The 18549-nt window shown below is 68.4% G+C and carries 16 protein-coding genes and 2 pseudogenes; 16 read left to right on the top strand and 2 right to left on the bottom strand.

The genetic code is table 11. The features are described from left to right. Positions 1-24 precede the first annotated feature (24 nt). Complete coding sequence (gene glgX, locus ABD209_RS02730; RefSeq protein ID WP_344061751.1) at positions 25-2022, bottom strand: glycogen debranching protein GlgX; 1998 nt, start codon at positions 2020-2022, stop codon at positions 25-27. Between the two features lie 72 nt (positions 2023-2094). Here glgX and ABD209_RS02725 point away from each other — a divergent pair, with 72 nt between their 5' ends. From ABD209_RS02725 to ABD209_RS02655, 15 genes and pseudogenes are all read left to right on the top strand, one after another. Then, positions 2095-2670: a YbjN domain-containing protein gene (locus tag ABD209_RS02725; RefSeq protein WP_324386242.1), complete on the top strand. Its 576-nt coding sequence runs from the start codon at positions 2095-2097 to the stop codon at positions 2668-2670. Positions 2671-2677: 7 nt separating this feature from the next. Beyond that, positions 2678-3457 carry an enoyl-CoA hydratase/isomerase family protein gene (locus ABD209_RS02720; protein WP_324386243.1) on the top strand — a complete coding sequence of 260 codons (780 nt, stop codon included), beginning with the start codon at positions 2678-2680 and terminating at the stop codon, positions 3455-3457. A gap of 200 nt (positions 3458-3657) precedes the next feature. Continuing rightward, positions 3658-4440 (top strand): electron transfer flavoprotein subunit beta/FixA family protein, encoded by a 783-nt coding sequence (locus ABD209_RS02715; RefSeq protein ID WP_324386244.1) that lies wholly within the window; start codon positions 3658-3660, stop codon positions 4438-4440. Positions 4441-4474: 34 nt separating this feature from the next. Next, on the top strand, positions 4475-5434 hold the full coding sequence (locus tag ABD209_RS02710; protein ID WP_344061746.1) for an electron transfer flavoprotein subunit alpha/FixB family protein: 960 nt from the start codon (positions 4475-4477) through the stop codon (positions 5432-5434). Continuing rightward, positions 5431-5616 (top strand): annotated as a pseudogene (locus ABD209_RS02705) (PadR family transcriptional regulator); the annotation flags it as partial. The gene ABD209_RS02710 and the pseudogene ABD209_RS02705, both read left to right, overlap by 4 nt. A gap of 103 nt (positions 5617-5719) precedes the next feature. Continuing rightward, positions 5720-6031 (top strand): hypothetical protein, encoded by a 312-nt coding sequence (locus tag ABD209_RS02700; protein ID WP_344061743.1) that lies wholly within the window; start codon positions 5720-5722, stop codon positions 6029-6031. 79 nt (positions 6032-6110) lie between these two features. Then, a complete protein-coding gene (locus ABD209_RS02695) occupies positions 6111-7295 on the top strand; it encodes a cysteine desulfurase family protein (protein WP_344061740.1) in 1185 nt (394 codons plus the stop codon). Then, on the top strand, positions 7295-8401 hold the full coding sequence (gene mnmA, locus ABD209_RS02690) for a tRNA 2-thiouridine(34) synthase MnmA (protein WP_324386973.1): 1107 nt from the start codon (positions 7295-7297) through the stop codon (positions 8399-8401). Before ABD209_RS02695 ends, mnmA begins: the two co-directional genes overlap by 1 nt. Positions 8402-8470: 69 nt before the next feature. Beyond that, positions 8471-8626, top strand: a pseudogene (locus tag ABD209_RS02685) (DUF1272 domain-containing protein); the annotation flags it as partial. A gap of 81 nt (positions 8627-8707) precedes the next feature. Then, complete coding sequence (locus tag ABD209_RS02680) at positions 8708-9322, top strand: pyridoxamine 5'-phosphate oxidase family protein (protein ID WP_344061861.1); 615 nt, start codon at positions 8708-8710, stop codon at positions 9320-9322. Then, positions 9319-10332, top strand: a complete 1014-nt coding sequence (locus ABD209_RS02675; RefSeq protein ID WP_344061738.1) for a uroporphyrinogen decarboxylase/cobalamine-independent methonine synthase family protein — start codon at positions 9319-9321, stop codon at positions 10330-10332. The genes ABD209_RS02680 and ABD209_RS02675 overlap by 4 nt, the downstream gene beginning before the upstream one ends. After that, a complete protein-coding gene (locus ABD209_RS02670) occupies positions 10329-11321 on the top strand; it encodes a DMT family transporter (protein ID WP_344061735.1) in 993 nt (330 codons plus the stop codon). Before ABD209_RS02675 ends, ABD209_RS02670 begins: the two co-directional genes overlap by 4 nt. A gap of 84 nt (positions 11322-11405) precedes the next feature. Beyond that, complete coding sequence (locus ABD209_RS02665; RefSeq protein WP_324386968.1) at positions 11406-11894, top strand: SRPBCC family protein; 489 nt, start codon at positions 11406-11408, stop codon at positions 11892-11894. Then, positions 11891-13273, top strand: a complete 1383-nt coding sequence (locus ABD209_RS02660; protein WP_344061732.1) for an MFS transporter — start codon at positions 11891-11893, stop codon at positions 13271-13273. Before ABD209_RS02665 ends, ABD209_RS02660 begins: the two co-directional genes overlap by 4 nt. Positions 13274-13287: 14 nt before the next feature. Then, entirely contained in the window at positions 13288-13821 is a 534-nt protein-coding gene (locus ABD209_RS02655; RefSeq protein WP_324386966.1) for a universal stress protein, read from the top strand. Between the two features lie 73 nt (positions 13822-13894). Here ABD209_RS02655 and ABD209_RS02650 read toward each other — a convergent pair whose 3' ends face one another. Next, the gene (locus tag ABD209_RS02650) at positions 13895-15391 is read right to left on the bottom strand and encodes a long-chain-fatty-acid--CoA ligase (protein ID WP_324386965.1); all 1497 of its coding nucleotides are present in this window, start codon (positions 15389-15391) and stop codon (positions 13895-13897) included. 479 nt (positions 15392-15870) lie between these two features. On the opposite strand from ABD209_RS02650, the gene ligA reads away from it, so the two are divergent. Next, complete coding sequence (ligA, locus tag ABD209_RS02645) at positions 15871-17943, top strand: NAD-dependent DNA ligase LigA (protein WP_344061859.1); 2073 nt, start codon at positions 15871-15873, stop codon at positions 17941-17943. Positions 17944-18549: the final 606 nt, after the last annotated feature.

The raw sequence follows: 18549 nt of genomic DNA, 5'->3' as shown, positions 1-18549 counted from the left end.
CCTCGTCGTGCAGGGGGAGCGGGCTCAGTCGGTGACCGTCTCGCTGGCCCAGACCTGAAGGCTGGTCGGTCCGGCGCAAACCTGGGTGCCGGGGAAGCGGACCTGGGGTTCGCCGGGATCCTGCTCCCACGTGGAGTCCCACAGCAGGCGCATCGTGCGGCGGCCCGAGACATCAGGAAGGGTGACCTGGGCATCGTGAATCGCGCCATTGACGACCACGAGAATGTCGCTGTCCTGCGGTCGGTGCGCGCCGATCAGCATCGACAGGGTCCGCAGGCCGCGCCCCTCCCACTGCTCCGGAGTCAGCGGGCGGGCGTCCTGGCCGAGCCAGCTGACGTCGGCGGGGCCGCCGTCATACGCCGGGGTGCCGAGGAAGAATCGATCGCGCTGGAGCACCGGGTGCGCGCGGCGGATGGCGGCGAGCGCGGCGATGCTCTGGACGAGCTGGTCCTGCCACGGTTGCCAGTCCCAGTCCATCCACCCGATCTCGTTGTCCTGGCAAAAGGCATTGTTGTTGCCGTGCTGCGTGCGCCCGAACTCATCGCCCGCGTTGATCATCGGCACTCCGGCCGAGACCAGCAAGGTGGCCAGCAGATTGCGCAGGCTCCGTCGCCGCCAGGCGAGTGTGTCGGCGTTGTCGGTGGCACCCTCGTGACCGTGGTTCCACGAGCGATTGTGCGGTGAGCCGTCGCGATTGCCTTCGAGATTGCCCTCATTGCGCTTCTCGTTGTAGGCCGTCAGGTCGGCGGCCGTGAACCCGTCGTGAGCCGCGACGAAGTTGATCGACGCGGTCGGGTTGCGCTCGTGGGTCCAGAAGAGGTCCTGGCTGCCGGCGAGGCGGGTGGCCAGCTCGCGGGCCCCGTGGCCGGGCTGGCCGGCGAAGGTTGCAGCGAGATCGGTGAGCCAGAAGGTGCGCACGTCGTCGCGGTAGCGGTCGTTCCACTCGCTGAACGGGCGCGGGAACTGGCCGGTGCGCCACCCGCCCATGCCGCAGTCCCAGGGTTCGGCGATGAGCTTGGTCGCGCCGAGCACGGGGTCGCTGCGGACGGCGGCGAAGAAGGCGTGGTCCGGGTCGAAGTCGTGATTGCGACCGCGGGCCAAGGTGACGGCCAGATCGAAACGGAAGCCGTCGACGTGCATCTCGGTGACCCAGTAGCGCATCGAGTCCAGGACCTGGCGGCGGGAGACCTCGTGATGGGTGTTGAGGCTGTTGCCGCAGCCGGTGAGATTGAGGTCCGCGCCATAGGGGTCGAGGCGGTAGTAGGCGCGGTTGTCCAGACCGCGCCAGCTGAGGATCTGGCCGTCGTCATTGCCCTGCTCGGCGGTGTGGTTGTAGACCACGTCGAGGATGACCTCGATGCCGGCGGCGTGCAGCGCCTTGACCATCGACTTGAACTCATCGACCACGCCTTGCGGGTGGGTGGCCGCGGCATAGCGGTTGTTGGGGGCGAAGAAGCCCAGGGTGTTGTAGCCCCAGTAGTTGACCAGGCCGCGGGCCTGGATCGCCGGCTCGGTGATCGATGCGTGCACGGGAAGGAGCTCGATGGCGGTGACGCCGATGCGCTGGAGGTGGGCGATGATCGCGGGGTGGGCCACGCCGGCATACGTGCCCCGGTGCTGGACCGGGACGGCCGGATGGGTCATGGTCAGGCCGCGGACGTGGGCCTCGTAGATGACGGTCTGAGTCCACGGGGTGCGCGGTGGCGCATCGTCGCCCCAGTCGAAGGTGTCCTCGACAAGCACGGCGCGGCCACCGTGGTCGATGGCGCGGGCATACGGATCGAGGAGCAGCACGGAATCGTCGTACCAGTGCCCCTGTTCGGCGCGGCGGGGTCCGCGGGCCCGGACGCCATAGCGAGCGCCCGGCGCGAGGCCGTCGGCGTGCCCCAACCACCAGCCGTCGGGGGAACCGGCCAGGGGGATGCGGTCCTCGCCGCGGTGGTCATCGAGAACGGCGAGCGCGACCTCGTCGGCGTGTCCGGCATAGACCGCGAAGTGCGCACCGTGGGGGGTCAGAGTCATTCCGGGGGCAAACGACGGACCCCCGTCACGAGGCGGCATGGCCCCTAGCCTAAGGACTAGTACGTTGGTGCAATGACCGATCCCACCGCCCTGCCCAATCTGCCCGGCTTCGGAGCGCCCGCTGCATCCGACGCCCCGCCGGCCGAGGCCTCCTTGCGCGACCGCCTGATCGAGGCCCTGACCAGCCTGGAGTTGCAGCCCACAGTCGATGACGACGGGGACATCACCTTCCTCTTCCAGGACCAGCAACTCTTCATCCGCGCCTCCGACGAGGACGCCCAGGTCGTGCGGCTCTTCGGCCAGTGGCGCCTCGCCGAGCCGGTCCCGGAGGACCGCGGCGAGCGCCTGGAGGCGTGCAATGACGTCAACATCGCCTTCAACATGATCAAGACCGCGATCGCCGAGGACACCCTCCTGGTGACCTCCGAGCACCTGCTGCCGCAGGGAGCGGACCTGCGCAGCCTGTTGATGGTGACCATCCCGCTCGTGCTCCACGGAGTCAGCCTGTGGCACCAGCGCGCCATCGGCGAGGAAGGGATGGACGACATCATGCAGCAGGCGCAGGCCCAGGCCGCTGCTCAGTCGGACGCCGATGCTGCGCGGGCTGACGGCGCGCCTGGCGCCGCCTTCGGCCTGAACGGCAACTGAGCCCGCCATGAGTGAGTTCCTCAGCGTCGACGTCGACTCGGGCATCGCCACCATCCGTCTCGACCGGCCCCCGATGAATGCCCTCAACCTGCAGGTGCAGGGAGAGTTCATCGACGCCTCCCGGGCGGTGAGTGTCGACCCGACGGTGGCCGCTGTCATCGTCTATGGCGGCGAGAAGGTCTTCGCCGCCGGGGCCGACATCAAGCAGATGGCGACCATGACGTATGGCGACATGGTCACCGCCTCCGCCGGCCTGCAGGACTTCACGCGCGCGCTGGCGGCGATCCCTAAGCCGACCGTCGCGGCCATCACCGGCTACGCGCTCGGTGGCGGTTGTGAGGTCGCGCTCGCGTGCGACTTCCGGATCGCCGCGGACAACGCGACCCTCGGGCAGCCCGAGATCGGGCTCGGGATCATCCCGGGGGCCGGTGGCACCCAGCGCCTGGCCCGCCTGGTCGGTCCCGCGCGGGCGAAGGAGCTGATCTTCACCGGCCGATTCGTCAAGGCGGCCGAGGCGTTGGCGATCGGTCTGGTGGACGAGCTCGCTCCCGCGGACCAGGTGTATGCCGTTGCGCGCGAACGGATGTCGCGTTTCGTCGGCGGCCCCGCGCTGGCGATCAAGGCGGCCAAGGAAGCGATCGACAAGGGTCTCGACGTCGACCTGCAGACCGGGCTGGAGATCGAACGGATGGCCTTCTCGGCCCTGTTCGCCACCGACGACCGGCTGGCCGGCATGACCTCCTTCGTCGAGAACGGCCCCGGCAAGGCGACCTTCACCGGGTCGTGAGCGGAAGCGCCAGACGTAGGGGCGGAAAAACTGAGACGCGGGAACGCGGCTCGGTGCAGGACCGGGGCGTGGGGCGAAGCCGCCATGGGTGAGGGCAATCACGCCGAATCTCGCGCGTCCGGTTCCGATGGGGCTGAGAGACTGAGCGGACGTACCAGCGCCTGTCAGAGGCGCCCACCAACGAACAGGACTAGCCAACGATGAACATCGTCGTTTGTGTGAAGCACGTGCCTGACGCTCAGGCCGACCGCGGCTTCAACGAATCGGATCTGACGACGGATCGCCAAAGCGTCGACGGGCTGCTCTCGGAGCTCGATGAGTATGCCGTCGAAGAGGCCCTGAAGATCGCCGAGGCGGCTGGCGGCGAGGTGACCGTCTTGACGATCGGCCCCGCGCAGGCGGCGGACGCGGTCAAGAAGGCCCTGCAGATGGGTGCCGACAAGGGCGTGCACGTCAGCGACGACGCGATCAAGGGCTCGGATGCGTGGGGGACCTCGCTGATCCTGGCCGAGGCGATCACCAAGATCGGCGAGACCGACATCGTCTTGACGGGAATGTCCTCAACGGATGGCTCGATGGGCGTCGTCCCCGCCATGGTTGCCGAGCGACTTTCGTTGCCGCAAATCACCTTTTCTGCCGCGGTGTCGATCGACGGCAAGACCGTCACTGCCCGCCGCGACGGCGACGCCGCCAGCGAGACCATCGTCGGCACGCTGCCGGCGCTGGTCTCGGTGACCGACCAGATCAACGAGCCCCGCTATCCCTCCTTCAAAGGAATCATGGCCGCGAAGAAGAAGCCGGTCGAGACGTGGAGTCTGGCCGATCTCGGCATCGACGCCTCCCAGGTCGGCCTCGCCAACGCCTATACCGAGGTGATCTCGGTGACCAAGCGCCCGCCGCGGGCGCAGGGACAGATCGTCACCGACGAGGGTGACGGTGGCGAGCAGCTCGCCGCCTTCCTGGCCGCCGGCAAGTTCATCTGACCCACGACACGAGAAGGATTAGGAACACACACTCATGGCCGAGATCTTCGTGCTCGTGGACCACGCCAATGGGCAGGTCCGCAAGACCACCAATGAACTGCTGACGATCGCCGCCCGGCTCGGCGAGCCATCCGCGATCTACCTCGGACCGGGCGCCGCCGACGCCCAGGCAACGCTGGCGAAGTACGGCGCCAAGCGCGTCTACGCCCTCGACAGCGCCGATGTCACGGGCTATCTCGTTGCGCCGCAAGCGGAATTCATCGCCGCGTTGGCCAAGAAGCTCAAGCCCGCCGCGATCTTGATCCCGGCGAACCCGGCCGGCAAGGAGATCGGCGCCCGCGTGGCGATCAAGACCGACTCCGGCCTGATCACCGACGCCATCGACGTCCAGCCGGCCGATGGCGGCGCCATCGAGACCACGCAGTCGGTCTTCGCCGGCTCCTACACGGTCAAGGCGAAGGTGACCAAGGGGACCCCGATCATCTGCGTCAAGCCCAACTCCGCTGCGCCGCAGGAGAACGCGGCTGCCGGCCAGGTCGTCCCCGTCAACCTCACGATCCCCGAGTCCGCGAAGGGCGCGCAGATCACCGAGGCCAAGGAGAAGCAGTCGACGGGTCGTCCCGAGTTGACCGAGGCCGCCATCGTCGTCGCCGGTGGTCGCGGCACCGGCGGTGACTTCTCGGCCGTCGAGGCCTTCGCCGACTCGCTCGGCGCTGCGGTCGGTGCATCGCGTGCCGCCGTGGACGCGGGTTGGTACCCGCACACCTCGCAGATCGGCCAGACGGGCAAGCAGGTCAGCCCGCAGCTCTATGTTGCGGCTGGCATCTCCGGCGCCATCCAGCACCGTGCCGGCATGCAGACCTCGAAGACCATCGTCGCGGTCAACAAGGACCCAGAGGCCCCGATCTTCGAACTCGTCGACTTCGGCGTGGTCGGTGACCTGTTCACCGTGCTCCCCGCCGCGACCGAGAAGATCCAGGCCAGCAAGGCCTGACCCGACCGGCGCTCCGCAGCCCCCGCCGTCCGTACCGGACGGCGGGGGCTGCGTCGTGTCGCAAGGCGACGCTCTATCCCATCCTCGGCCGTCTCGAAGCCGCCCAGATGGTCACCACGCACTGGACGCCTGGCGACGGCGGACCGGGGCGCAAGTTCTACGAACTCAGTGCGGAAGGCCGCAGTCACTTGCGACCCGTAGCGCCGACCGGCAGCAGTTCACCGACCTCACCACCCGGCTGTTCTCCCATGACAGCTCGGGCGCACACGAAGGAGCCAGGTCATAATGGGCTTGTCGCAGTTGGCCGCCGTCATTCTCGTGCTTCCCGGACTGCGTCGTCGTGGCCTGTCCGGCCGGGCCGCCGTGTGGGCGCTCGGTCCTACGATCCTGCTCACCCTCGTCCTCGCCTGGGCCTTCCCATCCCCGCTGTTCCCCACACCCCGGCCCGCGACGATCCTTGCCTTCATCGCGGTCCAGCTTCTGGGCCCGGGTCTGCTCGCGCACACCAGTTGGCGATCCCTTCCTCGCGAACCGGTCAGCGGCCGAGTCCAGGGACGTGATCGCGCCGTTGCCCCCTGTTCCCCCTCATCGTCCTGATGCCCATCGCCACTGCGCTGGGCCGCCTGGGCAACTGAGGTCGGACGCCGGCCCCGGCGCAACGAAATAGAATCCGTCGGTGACTGTCTACCTCGACCACGCGGCGACCACGCCGATGCTGCCCGCCGCGCGGGCCGCGATGATCGAGCAGTTGGAGCACACCGGCAACGCCTCCGCCATCCACTCGCTGGGGCGGGAGGCGCGCCGGGTCGTCGAGGAATCCCGTGAGCGGATCGCCGCGGCGGTCGGCGCGCTGCCCAGCGAAGTCATCTTCACCTCCGGCGGCACCGAGGCCGACAATCTCGCCGTCAAGGGCACGTATGCCGCCCGCCACGCGGCATTGCCCGCTCGCCGCCGGCTCGTGGTCGGCGGTATCGAGCACCACGCCGTGCTCGACCCGGTCGAGTACCTCCTGGGCCAGGAGGGCGCCGAAGTCACCTTCGTCGAGCCGGCGCCCGACGGGCTGATCACACCCGATGCCCTGGCCGAGGCGCTCGGCCCCGACCCCGGCGATGTCGCCCTCATCAGCATCATGTGGGCCAACAACGAGATCGGGACGATCGCCCCGATCCCAGCGCTGGCCGCGATCGCGCGCGAGCACGGCATCCCGATGCACAGCGACGCCGTCCAGGCCGTGGGCCACATCCGCGTCGACTTCGCTGCCAGCGGCCTCGACCTGCTCACGCTCACCGGCCACAAGCTCGGCGGCCCGGTCGGGATCGGTGCCCTGCTCGCCCGTCGCGACGCGCGGCTGGTGCCGTTGCTGCACGGCGGCGGCCAGGAGCGGCAGGTGCGTTCGGGCACCCTGGATGTGCCGGCCATCGCCGCCCTCGCCGTGGCGATCGACGAATCCGTGGCCGGGCTCGCCCAGGAGTCCCAGCGCCAGATCGCGTTGCGGGACAACCTGATCGAGCGTGCCCTGGCGCTCGGACTCGATCTGCATCTCACCGGTGCGTGGACCCCGGGGAACGCCGATGACCGGCTGCCCGGCAATGTGCACCTGCGCGTGCCGGGCGCCGATGGGGACTCGCTGCTCTTTCTGCTCGACGCCGCCGACATCGCCTGCGCGACCGGCTCGGCCTGCTCCGCCGGAGTTCCGCGGGCGAGCCATGTCGTGCTCGCGCTCGGGATCCCCGACGAGGAGGCGCGCGGAGCGCTGCGGCTCAGCCTCGGGCATACGTCCACGCAATCCGACGTGGATGCGGTTATCGCGGCGCTCCCCGCCGCGGTGGAGCGCGCCCGCCGCGCGCGGGGTGCGGCGTGATGCGCGTCGTCGCGGCGATGAGCGGCGGCGTGGATTCAGCGGTCGCTGCGGCCCGAATGATCGATGCCGGCCATGATGTCGTCGGCGTCCATCTCGCGCTGTCGCGCAGCGCCGCGACCCTGCGTGAGTCGGCACGTGGCTGTTGCACCCTGGAGGATGCGGGTGATGCCCGCCGCGTGGCCGACCGGCTCGGCATACCGTTCTATGTCTGGGATCTGGCGGATCGCTTCCAGCACGATGTCGTGGACGACTTCGTCGCCGAGTACGCGGCCGGCCGCACCCCCAACCCCTGCCTGCGGTGCAACGAGAAGATCAAATTCTCGGCGCTCTTGGACAAGGCGCTCGCTCTCGGCTTCGACGCCGTCGCGACCGGTCACTACGCGCGCATCGTCGACGGACCGGGCGGAAGCGCGCTGCATCGTGCGGTCGATGCGGCCAAAGACCAGTCGTATGTCCTTGGGGTGCTGACCTCGGATCAGCTCGCTCGCGCCTTCTTCCCGCTCGGCGACACCACCAAAGCGCAGGTGCGCGAGGAGGCGGCTCGCCGCGGCTTCTTCATCGCCAAGAAGCCCGACTCCTATGACATCTGCTTCATCCCCGACGGTGACACCCGCGGCTTCCTCGGCAAGAAACTGGGCGCTCGGCCCGGGTCCATCGTCGACACGGACGGCCGGGTGGTCGGTGGGCACGAGGGCACTTTCGGGTTCACCATCGGCCAACGCAAGGGCATCGGGCTCGACCGAGGCACCATGGACGGGCAGCCGCGCTATGTCGTCGGGATCGACGCCGAGACCAAGACGGTCACTATCGGGACGGCGGATCTGTTGGGGGTCAACGAGATTCACGCGATACGCACGATCTGGTGCGGTCCGCCGCCAGGACCCCACGACCGGTGCTCGATCCAGGTCCGGGCCCACGGCGAGCCGTATGCCGCTCTCGTCGAGACCGCGGGCGAGGACCTCATCGCGCGGACGGAGGAGGCGATCCGCGGTGTCGCCCCCGGCCAGTCGGTCGTCGTCTACGACGGGGACCGGGTGCTCGGGTCGGCCACGATCACCCGCACGGCGCGGACGCGAAAGACCTCGCCGGCGTCCGCGCGCCTGTGATGGGATGACGCTCATGGCGCCCACCGACTGTGCCCGGTCCCCGCACACACGCGAGGGAGACGGCTTGTGATGCTGGACCTGCGCGCCCAGTGCGAACGCTGCGGGACGGCCCTTCCGCCGGATGCCGAGAACGCCCGGATCTGCTCCTTCGAGTGCACCTTTTGTGCCGTCTGCGCGGCCGAGTCGGAGCACGCCTGTCCCAACTGCGGGGGGCAACTTCAGCCTCGGCCTACTCGGGTCGGCGAGGCCTTGCGCCGCAACCCTCCGGAACATGAACGGGCTTCGCGGACAACCAGATTGACGCGGATGGCGGAGCGGCAGGCCACGGAGCGGGCCGAGCTCTATGACTTCCTCGACAGTCAACTCGTCGGTACGCTCGCCACGGTCGACGGCACGGATCCCTGGACCGTGCCCCTGCTCTATGCCCGCGACGGCGACCGCATCCTCCTGCACGGCTCGACAGGTGCTGGCACGCTTCGCCAGGTCGCCGCCGGCGCCGCGGCTGCCTTCTGCGTCACCGCCATGGACGGACTGGTCGTTGCCGAGTCGACCTTCGAGTCGTCGGCCAACTATCGCTCGGCCGTCGTCCGTGGCCGGCTCACCACGATCGCCATGGACGATCGGCGAACCACTCTGGACATCCTCTCCGAACGGTTGTTGCCAGGGAGAAATGCCGAGGTCGGGGGGTCGACCCGCAAGCAGGTCGCGGCGACGGTCGCGCTGGCGCTCGAGATCACCGACGACAACTGGCTGATGAAGACCCGGACCGGTGAGCCGGGCCAGCCTGCGGAACCGGTTGATGTCTGGTGCGGCGTGGTTCCCCTGACCATCACTGCCGGCGCACCCGTGGAAGCGCCGTGGTCGGTCGGGCCGGTCCCGGCCTCGGTGCGCGCGTTCGTCGCCGCCCGGCGGCCGGAGTGAGCCCGGCCACCACGCCCGCCGTCACGCAGGCGACCGGCGTCGGATCGTGGCCCGGAACCGACGTCCGGGAAGCCATCGTCACCGTCCGGGATCTGCTCATCGACGGTGACGGCATCGGCCTGCCCTATCTGCCGGAGACTCCCCACCGCGGTCCTGGCGCCGACATCATCGGACGCGCCGCCGGCCTGCTCGTCGACCTCCCCGTCGACCTGCAACCAGCCGGCTGGCGGCTGGTGGACCGACCGGGTCGCGACGCACAGCGCACGGCCGCCCTGCACCGTGCGGACCTGGACGAACTTGCCGAGGCCTACGACGGTTTTGCCGGCAGTCTGAAGGTGCAGGTCTGCGGGCCGTGGACCCTGCTCGCTTCGCTCGAGTTGACCCGAGGCGAGCGCTCGCTCGTCGATGAGGGTGCGCGCCGCGACGTGCTCGCCTCACTGGCAGAGGGGATTTCGCGCTATGTCGCCGATGTCCGGCGCCTCGTGCCCGGTGCCGACGTGGTGCTGCAACTCGACGAGCCCTCGCTGCCCGCGGTGCTTGCGGGCAACCTCCCAACGGCATCGGGGTATGGCCGCATCCGCGCCATCGACCCGCAGGTCGCCGCGCGCGGCCTGCAGGAGGTGCTCGCGAAGCACGACGGTCTCACCGTCGTGCATTGCTGCGCGCCAGGTGCGCCGATGCCCTTGCTTCGGGCCGCAGGAGCCGGTGCGATTTCGCTGGATCTGAACGACGCCAGCGCGACGCGGTGGGAGTCGGTTGCCGCCACCATCGAGTCCGGGGTTCGGGTCTTCGCCGGCGTGCTGACCGGCGACAGTGCAACGAGCGCCGATGCGGCCCGCGGCGTGATCCTCGGGGCGTTCGAACGCGTGGGACTGGAGGCTGCCGCCCTCGCGTCCGTCACCGTCACGCCGGCCTGCGGTCTGGCGGGCACCACGCTGGCCATCGCTCGCCGGATCACGCGGGACGCCGTCGCCGTCGGTCGGCAACTGACCGAGGAGGGCAATCGATGAGCGAGGCCGCCGCACCGAGGCGACGAGTGCCGTGGCAAGCGAAGTTCCTGGCGTTGGCGTTGATCTGGGGTTCGAGCTTCCTGTTCATGAAGGTCGGGCTGGCCGCGCTCCATCCCGTGCAGATCGCGACCGCACGCATCTGGGCCGGGGCGGCCATCTTGCTGATCCTCTTGCGGATCAGCGGGACTCGCCTCCCGCGCGATCGCCGCATCTGGGCCCACCTGCTCGTGTGCTCGGTCTTTCTCTCGGCCCTGCCCTTCCTCGGTTTCGTCATCGGCGAGACGCGAGTCTCCTCGGCGCTCGCCGGCATCGGCAATGCCACGACGCCGATCGCCACCGTCCTGTTCGCCCTGGCGCTGCTGCCGAGCGAGCGTCTGACCGGCACGAAGCTGGCTGCCGTGCTCGTCGGATTCGTCGGCGTTGCCATCATCGCCGAGCCCTGGAATGCCGAGGGGCGACCCGACCCCGTCGGCTTCCTGATCGTCGTGCTGTCGGGCGCGTGCTACGGGCTGGGCTGGACCTACAACCGGCGCTACCTCGGGAGCGCCGACCTCGGTGGCCTCTCCCAACCGACCGCCCTGCTGATGTGTGGTTCGGTGCTCATGGTGCCGATCCTGCTCGGCTGGTGGCTGATGGATCGCGACGAGGTCGCGGCCCCCTGGTCGCTGACCAGCGGCGGTGACCACGCGGACTACCCGGTCTGGTTGGCGATCGCCTGCATCGCCGTGTTGGGTTTCGTCGGCACCGGTCTGGCCTACATGCTCCAGTACGACGTCGTCCGCGAAGCCGGGACGATCGTCTCGACGACCGTTACCTATCTCATCCCCGTGGTCTCGGTCCTGCTCGGCGTCCTCGTCCTCGGCGAACACCTCGGTGCCGCGCAGATCGCGGGCTTCGTCATCGTCCTGGCAGCAGCCGCAATCATCAACACGCCCAACCGAGACCGGCGCAATCGGGCTGCCCGAATGTGCCCGTTCGTCTCAACTTGACACGAACAGTAGACGAACGAAAAGCGCAGTGCCAGGCTGTCTTTCGCTTCAAATTCTGGACGCAATGAGAGAGAGGGGAAGAGCGTGACGGCGAACGTCATGGTTGTCGTGGAGCGGCAATTCGATTTCCCCCGGCCCCGCGTTTTCCGGGCCTGGGTCGAGCCGCACGAGTTGAAGCAGTGGCGTGGATCTCCCGGTTGGCATGTCGAAGAGGACACCCTCGAGGGCGACCACAAGCTCGGCGGGCGCCACACCCACGTGAAGGTTCGAGACAACGACCCGACCACTCGAGTCGTCACCAATGGCGTCTACTCCGAGTTTTTCGAACCGGATGTCTTCGTCTCCAGGGAACAGATCACCGGCGATCCGGGCATCGACCCGACCAAGCCGTTGGAGTTGCGCGTCGAATTCACCAAGATGGGCCGTGACGGCACCCTGGTCCGCATCATCCAGGGACCCTACGACCCCGACGTCGCCGGCTGGCACGGTGAGGGCTGGGAGAAGGAACTGACCCGACTGGCGAACTTCTTGGCCGGCACCGGCGAGTACGCGACGGGTGGTGACGGACGATGACCACGCAGGGCGAGCTGACGCATACGACCATCGTTCGGCAGAAGCCGCTGATGGACATGAAGCAGATCATGCTCATGAACTTCGGCTTCTTCGGCATCCAATACAGCTTCGGAATGCAGCAAACCGCCGTCAACCCGATCTTCCAGTTCCTCAACGCCAAGCCCGAGGAACTCCCGATCCTCAACCTCGCCGGACCCATCACCGGCCTGTTGATCCAGCCGATGATCGGCGCCTTGTCCGACCGGACGTGGAGCCCGCGGTGGGGACGCCGCAAGCCCTTCTTCCTCATCGGAGCGATCGGCTGCGCGCTCTGCCTCTTCCTCTTCCCCTTCGTCGCGGCCGTCTGGATGGCCGTCCTGCTGCTGTGGTTGCTGGACGCCAGCAACAACACGGCGATGGAGCCCTACCGCGCGTTCATCGCCGACAAGCTGCCCCCCAGCCAGTTGGGCAAGGGCTTCCTCGCCCAGTCCTTCTTCACCGGCTTCGGCATCACACTGGCCAACCTTTCGCTCTTCGTCTTCCAGAAGATCCTCGACGGCACCACGGAAGCGGGAATCCCGTATTGGGTTTTCGGCGCCTTCATGCTGGGGTCCGTATGCTCGGTCGGCTCGGTCCTCGTCTCCATCCTCACCACCCCGGAGATACCGCCGACGCCCGAGGAACTCGCGGCGCTGAAGGCCAAGAAGGAGGCCGGCGGCGGCTTCGGCGCGGCGATCGCGGAGATCAAGGAAGCCGTGATCGAGATGCCCACGGAGCTTCGCAAGCTCGCCTTGGTCTATCTCTTCCAGTGGTACGGCATGGTCTGCTATTGGCAGTTCGTGACCGCATCGATGGCCAAATCGGTCTGGGGCACAACTGATTCGAAGTCGAAAGGGTTCGAGGAGGCAGTGGGCTGGACCGGCCTGGTCAACGGCTGGTACAACATCGTCACCTTCACCGTCGCCTTCTCATTGGTCGCGCTGGCCAAACGCCGAGGCGCGAAAGTCGTCCACATGTCGTGCCTGCTGCTGGCAGCCGTCGGGCTGGTCATCTTCCCGCACCTGACCAACAAATACGCGCTCTTCGTCCCGATCATCGGTCTCGGCATCGCCTGGGCCTCGATCATGGGCGTGCCCTACATCATGGCCGTGCGCATGATCCCCTCGACCCGCTACGGCGTCTACATGGGCATCATCAACATGATGATCGTCATCCCGATGCTCATCCAGTCGCTGACCTTCGGCAAGATCTATGCTTCGCTGCTCGGCGACAACCCCAACAACGCGATCATGGCGGCCGGCGTCCTGCTGGCGTGCGCCGCGGTGGCGATGGCCTGGATCAAGGAACCCCCGATCGTCCGCGATGTCGACGACGTCGCCTACCTGCCCAGCGGGCACTGAGCGGAGGAGAACAGATGAGCAAGATCGACTACGGCACGATCGTCGCCGGCACCGACGGCTCGGCGCTCGCGATCCCGACGATTGCGCGGGCCGCCTGGCTGGCCCGGCACGACGATGCCGACCTGGTCATCGTGTGTGCCTATTCGGAGTTGTCCCGGCGTGTCGACGCCAAGAATGTCGCCACGCTCGGCGGTGACCCGCGCAGCGGTCAGGTCCTTGGCCGTGCGGCCGCCAATGAAGCCCTGGCGGCAGCGGTGGCCCTCGCCCGCGACGAGGGGGCCGTCGTGGTCGCCGCCCTGCTGATGGAGGGCGAGCCTGACAAGGCCCTGCTCGCCACGGCTGAAGACCGCAGCGCCGACCTGATCGTCCTGGGCGCCGTCGCCGACCGGACCATCACCGACCGGTTGCTGGGCACCGTCGCCGAAGAGGTCACCAAGCGGGCGCGCTGCGATGTCCTCATCGTTCGACCGATCGGCGATCCCGCGGCCGATCAGGTCGTCCCCGAGGACGGCCCCGAAATCGTCGTGGCCGAGAGCGCCGAAGAGTAGGCGCGTCAACGGCATACGGCAAGCGAAGCGGCCCGGCACCTGCAGCAGGTGTCGGGCCGCGTCACGTCTGCCGTCACGCGCTGGGCGCGTGCACCTCGCGACGCAGGATCTTGCCGGTCGGGCCCTTGGGGAGTTCGTCGACCAGCCAGACGGCGCGGGGGTATTTGTAGGCGGCGATCCGTTCCTTGGTCCACGCCTGGATGTCTTCCGGAGTCGCGCTCGAGCCGGGCCGCAGGACGACGGCGGCGCCGACATTCTCGCCGAGCAGCTCGTCAGGGACGGCGACGACCGCGACTTCGAGCACATCGGGGTGGGTGTAGAGCAACTCCTCGACCTCACGCGGATAGACGTTCATGCCGCCGCGCAGGATCATGTCCTTCTTGCGGTCGACGATGGTGAAGTAGCCGTCCTCATCCACGGTCGCGAGGTCGCCGGTGCGGAACCAGCCATCAGGGATGGAGGTCGCGGTGGCCTCCGGGTTGCGCCAGTAGCCCTTCATCAGGTTGTCGCCGCGGATGGCGATCTCGCCGACCTCACCCTGAGCGACCTCGGTGCCGGAGTCGTCAAGCAGCGTCATCTCGCAGCCTTCGATCGGGATCCCGATGGTGCCCGGCTTGCGCGGCCGGTCGGGCATATTGAAGGAGGCGACCGGCGAGGTCTCGGACAGCCCGTAGCCCTCGAGGATGACGCAGCCGAACTTCTCTTCGAAGGCGCGTTGCACCTCGGCCGGCATCGCCGAGCCTCCGGAGGCGCACGTGCGCAGGCGCGAGGCGTCGAGCCCGGCACTGTCCGGGTGGTGGAGGATCGCGGCATACATGGTGGGGACGCCGAGCATGATGGTGACCTTCTCGGCCGCGATCGTCGCGATCGCGGCCGCTGGGTCGAAGCGCGGGATGAGCGCCAGCGTCGCCCCGGCCTGGACCGCCGCGAGCAACCCCACGGTCAGGCCGAAGACGTGGAAGAGGGGCAGGCAGCCCATGAGCACGTCGTCGGCGGTGACCTGGATGATGTCGTCGGCGCAGCGCTTGGCATTCAGGCGCAGGTTGGCGTGGGTGAGTTCGGCACCCTTCGGTCGCCCGGTCGTTCCCGAGGTGTAGAGGATCACCGCGGTGTCGTCGTCGGCGCGCTCGACGGGCGTGGTGACCGGCTCGCCGCCGTCGAGTTGGCCGGCCACCGGGCCCATCGGGTCGCAGGTGATGATGCGCGTGCCGGAGTTTTTGGCACCCTTGGTCGCCTCATCGACGAAGTCCGGCCAGACGAAGGCGATCTTGGCGCCCGAGTCGGTGAAGAAGAAGTCGATCTCGCCCGACTTGAGCAGCGGGTTCATCGGCACGACCGTGCCGCCGGCGAGCAGAGTGCCGAAGAAGGCGACCGGGTAGGCGGGGACATTCGGCAGGATCAGGGCGACGCGGTCGCCGGGTTCGATGCCCGCCGCTGTGAGCTCGCCGGCGAGCTTGGCTGCGGCGCCGAAGAGTGCGGCATACGGCAGGTGGTTGCCACCGATCGCGATCGCCGTGCTCCCGGGGGCATTGGCTGCGGTAGTGGTGAGGCTGGACGCGAGATTGGTCATCGGGGAATCGCTCCTGAGGCTGCGCACGGGTGTTTACGTCAGCCAACCACGGAGCGTTGCTCAGGCAGGTGCCCCCACGCTGTCATTCCGGCCACATCGCGTCGCGTGCAGCGCGCTCACGGACCAAGGGCGGGTAGCACGTCGGTATGTCGGAAGTCCTCGCCGTTGAAGAGCAGCGGGTGATTGGTCGCGCGAGCCAATGCGTAGGCGAAGCAGTCGCCGAGGTTGAGTCTCGCGGGTGACCCCGATCCGCGACCGAATCGATCATGCGCGGCACGCCGAACTCGTCGTAGAGGACGTCCTCGGACAAAAATGGTTCCGGGCGATCCGCGCTTCGCCGACCGATCGCGAGCAAGGCTGCTGCCCGGGAGGCACCGCCGTCGAACCGCGCGACTCGACGCGTTGAACGCCGGGTCGGGCAGGATGGGGCAGTGACCGACGCAAGCCCCGATGCCGTGATCGAAGTCGTCCCGGACGACATGCGCCACCAGTGGGTCGCGCTCGCGGAGGAGTTGAGTGCGCACCAATTCGCTTATCACGTCAAGGATTCGCCAACGATCAGCGACGGCGAGTATGACGCCCTCATGCGCCGGCTCGTGGCGATCGAGGAAGCGCATCCCTCGCTGCGCTCCCCCCAGAGCCCCAGCCAGCAGGTCGGCGGCGCGACCTTTTCGACCGACTTCCAGGCGGTCGATCACCTGGAACGGATGCTCAGCCTCGACAACGCCTTCAGCCCCGAGGAACTGCTGGCCTGGTCGGCCCGCGTGGCGCGGGAGGCCGGCGGCTCGCCCTATCACTTCCTGTGCGAGCTCAAGATCGACGGCCTGGCCGTCAACCTGCTGTATGAACGTGGCCGCCTCGTGCGCGCGCTCACTCGCGGCGACGGGCGAACCGGCGAGGACGTCACCCTCAATGTCCGCACCATTGCCGGGGTGCCGCTGCAACTCGCCGGGGCCGACATGCCGGAGCGTGTCGAGATCCGCGGTGAGGTCTTCTTTCCGATCGAGGCCTTCGCCGATCTGAACGCCGGCCTGGTGGCGGCCGGCAAGGCGCCCTTCGCCAATCCGCGTAATGCGGCAGCGGGTTCGTTGCGGCAGAAGGATCCTCGGGTGACGGCGACTCGTCCGCTGCACCTCCTGGTGCACGGGATCGGTGCCCGGGTGGGCTTCGAGATCGAGCGGCAGAGCACGGCATACGGGCTGATGCAGGGGTGGGGGCTGCCTGTCAGTACGCATTTCCGGGTGCTCGACACGATCGAGGACGTGCAGGTGTTCATCGACGATTTCGGGGTGCGCCGACACAGCGTCGAGCATGAGATCGACGGCGTGGTCGTCAAGGTCGACGAGATCGCCGTGCAGCGCCAACTCGGAGCAACCTCGCGCGCGCCGCGGTGGGCGATCGCCTACAAATACCCGCCGGAGGAGGTCAACACCAAACTGCTCGACATCCTGGTCAATGTCGGCCGGACTGGGCGGGTGACGCCCTATGGCGTCATGGAACCGGTGACGGTGGCGGGCTCGACCGTCACCAACGCCACGCTGCACAACGCCTATGAAGTCGAGCGCAAGGGCGTGCTCATCGGCGACACGGTCGTCCTTCGCAAGGCCGGCGACGTCATCCCCGAGATCCTCGGCCCGGTGATTGAGTTGCGCGACGGCAGTGAACGGGCGTTCGTGATGCCGACGACCTGCCCGGCGTGCGGGACGCCGCTCGCGCCCGAGAAGGAGGGCGATAAAGACATTCGCTGCCCGAACGCCCGCACATGTCCTTCGCAGTTGCGGGAGCGGCTCTTCGGGCTCGCCGGACGCGGGGCCTTCGACATCGAAGCGCTCGGTTGGGAGGGGGCCGTTGCGCTCTTGGAGTCCGGCGTGCTCACCGACGAGGGTGGGCTCTTTGCTTTGGGGGAGAAGGAGATCGCGCGCGTGCCGCTGTATACGCGCGCGGCCAAGAAGAGCGATGCTCGCGAGGCGATGGTCGATGGGCGGGTGCTCTCGGCCAATGGTGAGCGACTGGTCGCCAACCTCGCGACCGCGAAAGACCGGCCGCTGTGGCGGGTGCTCGTCGGTCTGTCGATCCGCCATGTGGGTCCGACTGCGGCGCGCGCGCTGGCTCAGCACTTCGGGTCGATGGAGGCGATCCGCGCGGCGAGCGTCGAGCAACTCTCGGCAGTCGAGGGCGTCGGTGGGGTGATCGCGGATTCGGTGCGGGACTGGTTCGACCGGCCCGGATCCGAGTGGCACGGGGCGATCGTCGATGCCTGGGCCGCAGCTGGCGTGCGGATGGCCGATGAGCGGGATGAATCGGTGGCCCAGACGTTGGCCGGGATGACCGTCGTCGTCACCGGATCGCTGGATGGGTTCACGCGGGACGGGGCGAAGGAAGCGATCCTCGCCCGCGGTGGCAAGGCCGCCGGCTCCGTGTCGAAGAACACCGACTTTGTGGTCGTGGGCCCGGGCGCGGGCTCGAAGGAGGCGAAGGCCCGCGAGCTGGGCCTGGTGATTCTCGATGAGGCCGGCTTCGTGCGGCTTCTCGAGTCGGGCTCCCCGGGCTGAGGGCCCCTATCACTGCGGGTTGCCGGACGCCGGGGGTCGGAGCTTGGAAAGGAGGACGTCGGGGGCGGCCACAGACCGAGGTGACCAAACGGCATACGGGAACGTCGAGAGGCCGGTTCAGCCCCGTCGAGAGGCCGGTTCAGCCCCGTCGAGAGCCCTCAGGGGTGCCACTGCGCCCGCGAAGGTGTGCGCATCAAGACCTGTTCGCGGCTCGGGCCCAGCAAGATGAGCGACTATGCGTCCTATCGTCCGCTGCCTCCGGCGCACGGCCATGGTCTAAGCCCCGTGGTTGTTCGGGCGCTCCCGTGGCGGCTGGCGCTTGGAGCCCGAGAGCCTCGGGCACTCGGACGAGCTGGAATTGCACCTTCGATGTCCGTCCTGCCTGGCTGCGGTGGATCGGGCATCGATCAGCCGTGGGCTGCTGGGGTACGACAACGAGCGCCTCATCGCCTGCGGGTACATGCTTGTGGCTACGTCGACGAGGAGGTCCTGGCCTGGCCACCGCCCGAGCCTCGCTCGCGCCCCACAGCAATCACTGAGCGTTCGGTGCCTCGACCGGCCTCTCGACGGGGCTGAACCGGCCTCTCGACGGGGCTGAACCGGCCT

This window comes from Nostocoides vanveenii (assembly GCF_039531165.1).
In the GTDB taxonomy this organism is placed as follows: domain Bacteria; phylum Actinomycetota; class Actinomycetes; order Actinomycetales; family Dermatophilaceae; genus Nostocoides_A; species Nostocoides_A vanveenii.
Note: the sequence above shows the minus strand (reverse complement) of the source record. Positions and strands in the feature narration are given on the sequence as shown.

Bases quoted from the DNA above. Each gene is read 5' to 3' on its own strand.
- glgX (WP_344061751.1), bottom strand. From the start codon at position 2,022: ATGACTCTGACCCCCCACGGTGCGCACTTCGCGGTCTATGCCGGACAC.
- ABD209_RS02725 (WP_324386242.1), top strand. From the start codon at position 2,095: ATGACCGATCCCACCGCCCTGCCCAATCTGCCCGGCTTCGGAGCGCCC.
- ABD209_RS02720 (WP_324386243.1), top strand. From the start codon at position 2,678: ATGAGTGAGTTCCTCAGCGTCGACGTCGACTCGGGCATCGCCACCATC.
- ABD209_RS02715 (WP_324386244.1), top strand. From the start codon at position 3,658: ATGAACATCGTCGTTTGTGTGAAGCACGTGCCTGACGCTCAGGCCGAC.
- ABD209_RS02710 (WP_344061746.1), top strand. From the start codon at position 4,475: ATGGCCGAGATCTTCGTGCTCGTGGACCACGCCAATGGGCAGGTCCGC.
- ABD209_RS02700 (WP_344061743.1), top strand. From the start codon at position 5,720: ATGGGCTTGTCGCAGTTGGCCGCCGTCATTCTCGTGCTTCCCGGACTG.
- mnmA (WP_324386973.1), top strand. From the start codon at position 7,295: ATGCGCGTCGTCGCGGCGATGAGCGGCGGCGTGGATTCAGCGGTCGCT.
- ABD209_RS02680 (WP_344061861.1), top strand. From the start codon at position 8,708: ATGGCGGAGCGGCAGGCCACGGAGCGGGCCGAGCTCTATGACTTCCTC.
- ABD209_RS02670 (WP_344061735.1), top strand. From the start codon at position 10,329: ATGAGCGAGGCCGCCGCACCGAGGCGACGAGTGCCGTGGCAAGCGAAG.
- ABD209_RS02660 (WP_344061732.1), top strand. From the start codon at position 11,891: ATGACCACGCAGGGCGAGCTGACGCATACGACCATCGTTCGGCAGAAG.
- ABD209_RS02655 (WP_324386966.1), top strand. From the start codon at position 13,288: ATGAGCAAGATCGACTACGGCACGATCGTCGCCGGCACCGACGGCTCG.
- ABD209_RS02650 (WP_324386965.1), bottom strand. From the start codon at position 15,391: ATGACCAATCTCGCGTCCAGCCTCACCACTACCGCAGCCAATGCCCCC.
- ligA (WP_344061859.1), top strand. From the start codon at position 15,871: ATGCGCCACCAGTGGGTCGCGCTCGCGGAGGAGTTGAGTGCGCACCAA.